Here is a 7,611-nt window from a genome sequence, read left to right as displayed (position 1 = left end):
GAACCCCTCCCGGCGCACCCCCGCCCCCTGCCCGAACGCTTGGCCGCGGCCAAGCGGACCGCCGAGGCGGCCGGGCGGACGGCCGTCGCGGTCGGCTGGGACGGCGAGGCCCGGGCCGTCCTGGAGGTCGCCGACGCGGTCCGGCCGACCAGCGCCCGGGCCGTCGCCGAACTGCGCGCGCTCGGCCTGCGCCCGGTCCTGCTGACCGGTGACCACCGGGCCGTCGCCGAGGCCGTCGCCGCCGAGGTCGGCATCGCCCCCGAGGACGTGATCGCCGGCGTCCTGCCCGAGGAGAAGGTCGCCGTCGTCGAACGCCTCCAGGCCGAGGGCCGCTCGGTCGCCATGGTCGGCGACGGCGTCAACGACGCCGCCGCGCTCGCCCGGGCCGACCTCGGCCTCGCCATGGGCACCGGCACCGACGCCGCCATCGAGGCGAGCGACCTCACCCTGGTCCGCGCCGACCTGCGCTCCGCCGCCGACGCCATCCGGCTCTCCCGCCGGACCCTCGGCACCATCCGGGGCAACCTCTGCTGGGCCTTCGGCTACAACGCCGCCGCGATCCCGCTGGCCGCCGCCGGACTGCTCAACCCGATGATCGCCGGGGCCACGATGGCCTTCTCCTCGGTCTTCGTCGTCACCAACAGCCTCCGGCTGCGCCGCTTCGAGGCCGCCGCCTGACGGCCGTCCCCAGCGGCCCGGTCCGAGAGGCCGTCCCGAAACGAGCGCGGGCCCGGACCGGTCGAACCGGCGCCCCCGCGGTGCGGCCCCCCCCCCGCCGGGGCTCCTTGGCGCCGCCCCAACCCCGGGGGGGCCCCCGCCGGGTACCCCCGGGCCCCCCCCCGCCGCCGTCCGGGGCGCGACACCGTCAGGTGCTCAACGCCCGAGCAGCTCGCCGCCGTTGCAGTGCAGGATCTCGCCGGTGATGAACCCGGCCTCGGGCGAGGCGAGGAAGTACACGGCCCCCGCGACCTCCCCCGTCTCCCCGATCCGGCCGAGCAGCGTGCGCGCCGCGCGGCGGGCCACCTCGGCCTCGTCCAGCCGCGGCCCGAAGAACTCGGTGCCCGCCACCGTGCCCGGGGCGACGATGTTCGCGGTGATGCCCGAGGTGCCCAACTGGGCGGCCAGGAAGTGGTTCCAGGCGTGCAGCGAGGCCTTCGCCGCGCCGTAGGAGCCGGCCCCGCGCAGGGCCGCGATCGAGCTGATCGTGACGACCCGGCCGGAGCCCGGGGTGAGCCGGTCGCGGATCGACTCGGTGAGCAGCACCACGGTCAGCACGTTGCGCTCGAAGTCGCCGCGCCAGCGCGCCAGCAGCGCGTGCGGGCCGGCGCCGATCACGGTCTCGCGGCTGCCGGCGTTGTTCACCAGCACGTCGACGCGCTCGGGCAGTTCGGCGAGCGCGGCCTCGACGGCGTCCGGGTCGGCGAGGTCGCAGACCAGCGGGGTGACGTTCGGCCCGAGCTCGGCCGCGGACTTCTCCAGCACCGCCCGGCGGCGGCCGACGATCACGACCCGTTCGCCCGCCTCGGCGAACCGCCGCGCCACTTCGAACCCGATTCCCGTGCCACCGCCGGTGACTACGACGTTCCTGGCCATCTGCGCACTCCCTCCCCAGTTCCGCCGCCACGCTGCGAGGGTGCGGGACGGTCCGTACCGGAATGCCACGATTCCTATCACGCTCGGTTGCCGTGACTGCGGGGAGGGTGACGTCGCCCGCGCCGGAACGTGTGATATGGGCCCGGTACGGCGCGCACACGGAGCGTGGCGAGAGGCAGCTCACACCCCCCGGGCGTAACTTCTCGCACCCTGATACGTCTTAGGTTGGTAGTGCGGCAGTTTTCCGAGGGACGGAGACGCGACGAACGGCAACGCGTCCCCGTGCCTCCACTGCCGCCGACGGGGCTCCGGCGGGCCCCGGGTCGGCCGTCGAATCGACGGCCTTCGCGCACGGCGCCGGGGTTGTGGCGGGCCAGGGACGCTTTGAGCGGCCGTCCCGGGTTGCGGCCGGCCCCGGAGTCGTGCGCCGTACGATCCCGTCCCCGCGGGAACGATCCGCACGGCTCCACCGCGCGGGGACGCACGAGGGCCCGGCCGCACACGTGCGGCCGGGCCCTTCGGGGTTCTGCGTCAGCGCTCGCCGAGGGCGACGTAGTCGCGGATGGCGGTGCCGGTGTAGATCTGGCGCGGACGGCCGATGCGGCTCGTCGGGTCGTTGATCATCTCGTGCCAGTGGGCGATCCAGCCGGGCAGCCGGCCCAGGGCGAACAGCACGGTGAACATGCTGGTCGGGAAGCCCATGGCGCGGTAGATCAGGCCCGTGTAGAAGTCCACGTTCGGGTAGAGCTTGCGCGAGACGAAGAAGTCGTCCTTGAGCGCGTGCTCCTCCAGCTTGAGCGCGATCTCCAGCAGCTGGTCCTGCTTGCCCAGCTGGCCGAGGACCTCGTGCGCCAGCAGCTTGACCTGCGCGGCGCGCGGGTCGAAGGCCTTGTAGACGCGGTGGCCGAAGCCCATCAGCTTGACGCCGGCCTCGCGGTTCTTGACCTTCGTGATGAAGGCGTCGACGTCGCCGCCGTCCTTCTGGATGCTCTCCAGCATCTCCAGCACGGCCTGGTTGGCGCCGCCGTGCAGCGGGCCCCAGAGCGCCGAGATGCCGGCCGAGATCGAGGCGAACAGGTTGGCGTGGCTGGAGCCGACCAGGCGCACGGTGGAGGTGGAGCAGTTCTGCTCGTGGTCCGCGTGCAGGATCAGCAGCTTGTCCAGCGCGTTCACGATGACCGGGTTGAGCTCGTAGTCCTCGGCCGGGACCGCGAAGGTCATCCGGAGGAAGTTCTCGACGTAGCTCAGGTCGTTGCGCGGGTAGACGAAGGGCTGGCCCATCGACTTCTTGTAGGCGTAGGCCGCGATGGTGGGCAGCTTGGCCAGCAGGCGCACGGTCGACAGGTGGCGCTGGGCCGCGTCGAACGGGTTGTGGCTCTCCGGGTAGAAGGTGGAGAGCGCACCGACCACCGAGGACAGCATGGCCATCGGGTGGGCGTCGCGCGGGAAGCCCTGGAAGAACCGCTTGACGTCCTCGTGCAGGAGCGTGTGCTGGGTGATCTCGCGGTTGAACTCGGAGAGCTGGTCCGCGTTCGGCAGCTCGCCGTTGATCAGGAGGTACGCGGTCTCGATGAAGCCGCCCTGCGCTGCGAGCTGCTCGATCGGGTAGCCGCGGTACCGCAGGATGCCGTTGTCGCCGTCCACGAAGGTGATCGCGGACTTGTAGGCGGCGGTGTTGCCGAAGCCGTTGTCCAGGGTGACCAGGCCGGTCTGCGGAAGCAGCTTCGAGATGTCGAAGCCGGCGTTGCCCGCAGTGCTCTCGACGACGGGGTACTCGTACTCGCCGTCCTGGTACCGCAGTACTACCGAGTTGTCGCTCACGTCTTCCTCACCGACGAAATGAATCCTCTTCCAAGGTGCCCTGACTGTCTCTACCATCCCCCATCTGGAGGACAGCCGCGCACCCGGGGTGGCCCGAAAGGGCCCTCCCCTACAAAACCTGCCGCCGCAGCCGGTACGAACCGGACAAGATCGGCGCCATCCTAGGCTCTGCCGTAAATCTCTTCACGTCAAGAGAACATTAGAGGCAACCATCCTGTTGGATAATCATCCAGTGGCAAGTCGATGATCGAGCGCGGCGTGCCTCCGACCTGCGCTGACGGCCCGGACGGCCTGCGCGATCGCCTTGCGTGACCCCACCAGCACCACGAGTTTCCGTGCCCTGGTCACGGCGGTGTACAGGAGGTTTCGCTGGAGCATCGTCCAGGCGGACATGGTGACCGGAATCACCACCACCGGATACTCGCTGCCCTGCGAACGGTGGATCGTCACCGCGTACGCGTGGGCCAGCTCGTCCAGCTCGTCGAAGTCGTAGGGCACCTCCTCGTCCTCGTCGGTGAGCACCGTCAGCCGCTGGTCGTCCACGCTGAGGGCGGTCACCACACCCACTGTGCCGTTGAAGACCCCGTTCCGCCCCTTGTCGTAGTTGTTGCGCACCTGCGTGACCTTGTCCCCCACGCGGAACGTCCGCCCGCCGAACCGCCGCTCCGCCACCCCCTCCCCGGCCGGCGTCACCGCCGCCTGCAACAGCGTGTTCAGGTTCCCCGCACCGGCCGGCCCCCGGTGCATCGGCGCCAGCACCTGGACGTCCCGCCGCGGATCGAACCCGAACCTCTGCGGGATCCGCCGCGCCACCACGTCCACCGTCAGACCCGCCGCCCGCTCCGCGTCGTCCTCCGCGAACAGGAAGAAGTCCGGCAGACCGTCCGTCAGCGGCGGCCTGCCCTCGTTGATCCGGTGCGCGTTCGTCACCACGCCCGACTGCTGCGCCTGCCGGAAGATCCGGGTCAGCCGCACCGACGGGACCGGGCCGCCGTCCGCCAGCAGGTCCCGCAGCACCTCGCCCGCGCCGACCGACGGCAGCTGGTCCACGTCCCCGACGAACAGCAGGTGAGCCCCCGGCGGCACCGCCTTGACCAGCTTGTTCGCCAGGATCAGGTCCAGCATCGAGGCCTCGTCGACCACCACCAGGTCCGCCTCCAGCGGCCGGTCCCGGTCGAACGCGGCGTCCCCGCCGGGCTTCAGCTCCAGCAGCCGGTGCACCGTCGACGCCTCCGCCCCGGTCAGCTCCGCGAGCCGCTTCGCCGCCCGGCCGGTCGGCGCCGCCAGCACCACCTTCGCCCGCTTCGCCAGCGCCAGCGTCACGATCGACTTGACCGTGAACGACTTGCCGCAGCCCGGACCGCCCGTCAGCACCGCGACCTTCTCCGTCAGCGCCAGCCGCACCGCCTGCTCCTGCTCCGGCGCCAGCTCCGCCCCCGTCCGCTTCGCCAGCCACTCCAGCGCCACCGGCCAGTCCACCCCCGCGAACCAGGGCATCCGGTCCGCGTCCGAGCGCAGCAGCCGCAGCACCTGGTTGGCCAGCGAGATCTCCGCCCGGTGGAACGGCACCAGGTACACCGCGGTGATCGGCTCGCCGCCCTCCCCCGGCACCGACTCGCGCACCACCCCCTCCAGCGCCACCAGCTCCGCCAGGCAGTCGATCACCAGCCCCACGTCCACCTGGAGCAGCTTCACGCCGTCCGCGATCAACCGCTCCTCCGGCAGGTAGCAGTGCCCCTGGTCGGTGCTCTGCGACAGCGCGTACTGCAGCCCCGCCTTCACCCGCTCCGGGCTGTCGTGCGGGATCCCCACCGCCTGCGCGATCCGGTCCGCCGTCAGGAAACCGATGCCCCACACGTCCGAGGCCAGCCGGTACGGCTCGTTCCGCACCACCCCGATCGAGCCGTCGCCGTACTGCTTGTAGATGCGCACGGCCAGCGAGGTCGACACCCCCACCCCCTGCAGGAAGACCATCACCTCCTTGATGGCCTTCTGCTCCTCCCACGCCGCCGCGATCTTCTTCGTCCGCTTCGGCCCCAGCCCCGGCACCTCGATCAGCCGGCCCGGCTCGTTCTCGATCACCTCCAGGGTGTCCACCCCGAACCGCTCCACGATCCGCTCGGCGAACCGCGGACCGATCCCCTTGATCAGCCCCGACCCCAGGTACCGTTGGATGCCCTGGATCGTGGCCGGCAGCACCGTCGTGTAGTTCTCCACCGTGAACTGCCGCCCGTACTGCGGGTGCGAGCCCCACCGCCCGTGCAGCCGCAGCGACTCCCCGACCTGCGCGCCCAGCAGCGCCCCCACCACGGTCAGCAGGTCGTTCGCACCCCGGCCGGTGTCCACCCGGGCCACCGTGTACCCGGTCTCCTCGTTGGCGTACGTGATCCGCTCCAGCACCCCCTCCACCTGGGCGAGCTGGCGCTGCGCGGGTTCCTGTCCCGCCTGCGGCTGCCTGGCCACCGGGACCCCCTTCGACCGGTACGGGCGGACCATTCCGCTACGCACCGTACCGTCCCGGTCGGACACGTCCGGACCGCTCCCGGACGGCACCCCTCCGGCCGCCGTCCGACCTCCGGCCGCCATCCAGCCGCCCCGGTCACGGCCCGTCACGGCCGTGACGGCCTGCCGTGCGGCCCACCGGTGCAGGTGCCAGGCTGGGAGGGGCGGGGGGCCACCGACCGCACCCGTGCCCGCACGGGCCCCGTCCGAGGAGCAGTGCCGCCATGCTCACCACCGACTACCGGCCCGGCGCCCCGATCTGGCTCGACCTCGGCAGCCCCGACACCCGGGCCTCCGCGGACTTCTACACCGCCCTGTTCGGCTGGTCCACCGACTCCGCCGGACCCGAGGCCGGCGGCTACGGCTTCTTCCGGCTCGACGCCCGGACGGTCGCCGCCTTCGGCCCCCTCGTCGAGGAGGGCTCCCTGCCCACGTGGACGGTGTACTTCGCCACCCCCGACGCCGACCGCACCACCGAACTCGTCCGCCAGGCGGGCGGACGCGTCCGGTTCGCGCCCTTCGACGTCTTCACCGCGGGCCGGATGGCCGGCTACACCGACCCGACCGGCGCCGACTTCGCCGTCTGGCAGCCGCACGACACCCGCGGCCTCGACGTGGTCACCGCGGAGGGCAGCCTCTGCTGGACGGAGTGCTACAGCGTCGACGCCGAACGCGCGAAGTCCTTCTACCGCGCGGTCTTCGACTGGCAGGAGCAGGACGTCCCGTTCGGCGAGGCGCTCTACACCGTCCTCACCCCGGCCGGCGGCGGCACCGACGACGCCCACGGCGGCATCATGCAGCTCGGCCCCGAGCACACCGCCCGCGGCACCTCGTCCCACTGGCTCCCGTACTTCGAGGTCCCCAACGTCGACGCCGCCCTCGCCATCGCGACCACCCTCGGCGCGACGGTCCGGATCCCCGCCATGGACGTCCACGGCGTCGGCCGGCTCGCCCAGCTCCAGGACCCGCACGGAGCGGTGTTCGCCGTCATCACCAGTGCCAAGCCCGGCGAGTGACGCGGAATCACCCCGGGAAGGGCCGTGAAGGGGTGCTACGGGCGTAGACAGGGGGTGGTGCGGGAGATCGGGGCCCCTATTCTCTGATCATGACCGAGACGACCGTTCTGACGATCCGCCGGGTGACGGAGGCCGATCTGCCGGCCATCGTGGCGATGCTCGCCGACGACCCGCTGGGCGCGACGCGCGAGAGCCCCGACGACCTCACCCCGTACCGCACCGCCCTCGACCGCATCACCGACGACCCGAACCAGCACCTGGTCGTCGCCGAACGCGCCGGCCGAGCCGTCGGCACGCTGCAGCTGACGCTCGTCCCCGGCCTCTCCCGGAAGGGCTCCACCCGCGCGATCATCGAGGGCGTCCGCATCCACGCCGACGAACGCGGCAGCGGCCTCGGCACCGAACTGATCGAGTGGGCGATCCACCGCTCCCGCGAACTCGGCGCCGACCTCGTCCAGCTCACCTCGGACGCCACCCGCACCGACGCCCACCGGTTCTACGAGCGGCTCGGCTTCGTACGGTCGCACTACGGTTTCAAGTACCGGCTCTGACGTCCGGGGAAACGCCCTGAAAAGCCCCTGGACATGCGAAAAGCCCCTGATCCGAATGGATCAGGGGCTTTTCTTGAATGATTGTTCGGCGGCGTCCTACTCTCCCACAGGGTCCCCCCTGCAGTACC

Annotated in this window: 6 protein-coding genes; 3 read left to right on the top strand and 3 right to left on the bottom strand. The window is 71.8% G+C overall.

Going from position 1 to position 7,611, the window contains the following annotated elements; all coding sequences use genetic code 11:
- Nucleotides 1-678 (top strand): HAD-IC family P-type ATPase (locus tag ACFXDE_RS43440; RefSeq protein WP_380499740.1); only part of this gene is annotated, 678 nt, incomplete at its 5' end.
- Nucleotides 679-873: 195 nt separating this feature from the next.
- On the opposite strand, the gene ACFXDE_RS43435 is transcribed toward ACFXDE_RS43440, so the two are convergent.
- From ACFXDE_RS43435 to ACFXDE_RS43425, 3 genes are all read right to left on the bottom strand, one after another.
- A complete protein-coding gene (locus tag ACFXDE_RS43435) occupies nucleotides 874-1,593 on the bottom strand; it encodes an SDR family NAD(P)-dependent oxidoreductase (RefSeq protein WP_380449168.1) in 720 nt (239 codons plus the stop codon).
- Between the two features lie 531 nt (nucleotides 1,594-2,124).
- Nucleotides 2,125-3,414, bottom strand: a complete 1,290-nt coding sequence (locus ACFXDE_RS43430) for a citrate synthase (RefSeq protein ID WP_380499739.1) — start codon at nucleotides 3,412-3,414, stop codon at nucleotides 2,125-2,127.
- A gap of 225 nt (nucleotides 3,415-3,639) precedes the next feature.
- Nucleotides 3,640-5,910 (bottom strand): ATP-dependent RecD-like DNA helicase, encoded by a 2,271-nt coding sequence (locus ACFXDE_RS43425; RefSeq protein WP_380499738.1) that lies wholly within the window; start codon nucleotides 5,908-5,910, stop codon nucleotides 3,640-3,642.
- A gap of 230 nt (nucleotides 5,911-6,140) precedes the next feature.
- Between ACFXDE_RS43425 and ACFXDE_RS43420 the strand changes: the two genes are divergently transcribed.
- Together ACFXDE_RS43420 and ACFXDE_RS43415 are read left to right on the top strand one after the other, a co-directional pair.
- Nucleotides 6,141-6,932 carry a VOC family protein gene (locus ACFXDE_RS43420; RefSeq protein WP_380499737.1) on the top strand — a complete coding sequence of 264 codons (792 nt, stop codon included), beginning with the start codon at nucleotides 6,141-6,143 and terminating at the stop codon, nucleotides 6,930-6,932.
- 89 nt (nucleotides 6,933-7,021) lie between these two features.
- Nucleotides 7,022-7,483 (top strand): GNAT family N-acetyltransferase, encoded by a 462-nt coding sequence (locus ACFXDE_RS43415; RefSeq protein WP_380499736.1) that lies wholly within the window; start codon nucleotides 7,022-7,024, stop codon nucleotides 7,481-7,483.
- Nucleotides 7,484-7,611: the final 128 nt, after the last annotated feature.

This window comes from Kitasatospora sp. NPDC059408 (assembly GCF_042751525.1).
GTDB lineage: Bacteria > Actinomycetota > Actinomycetes > Streptomycetales > Streptomycetaceae > Kitasatospora.
The sequence above is the reverse complement of the archived record's forward strand: the minus strand, read 5'-3'. Positions and strand labels throughout refer to the sequence as shown.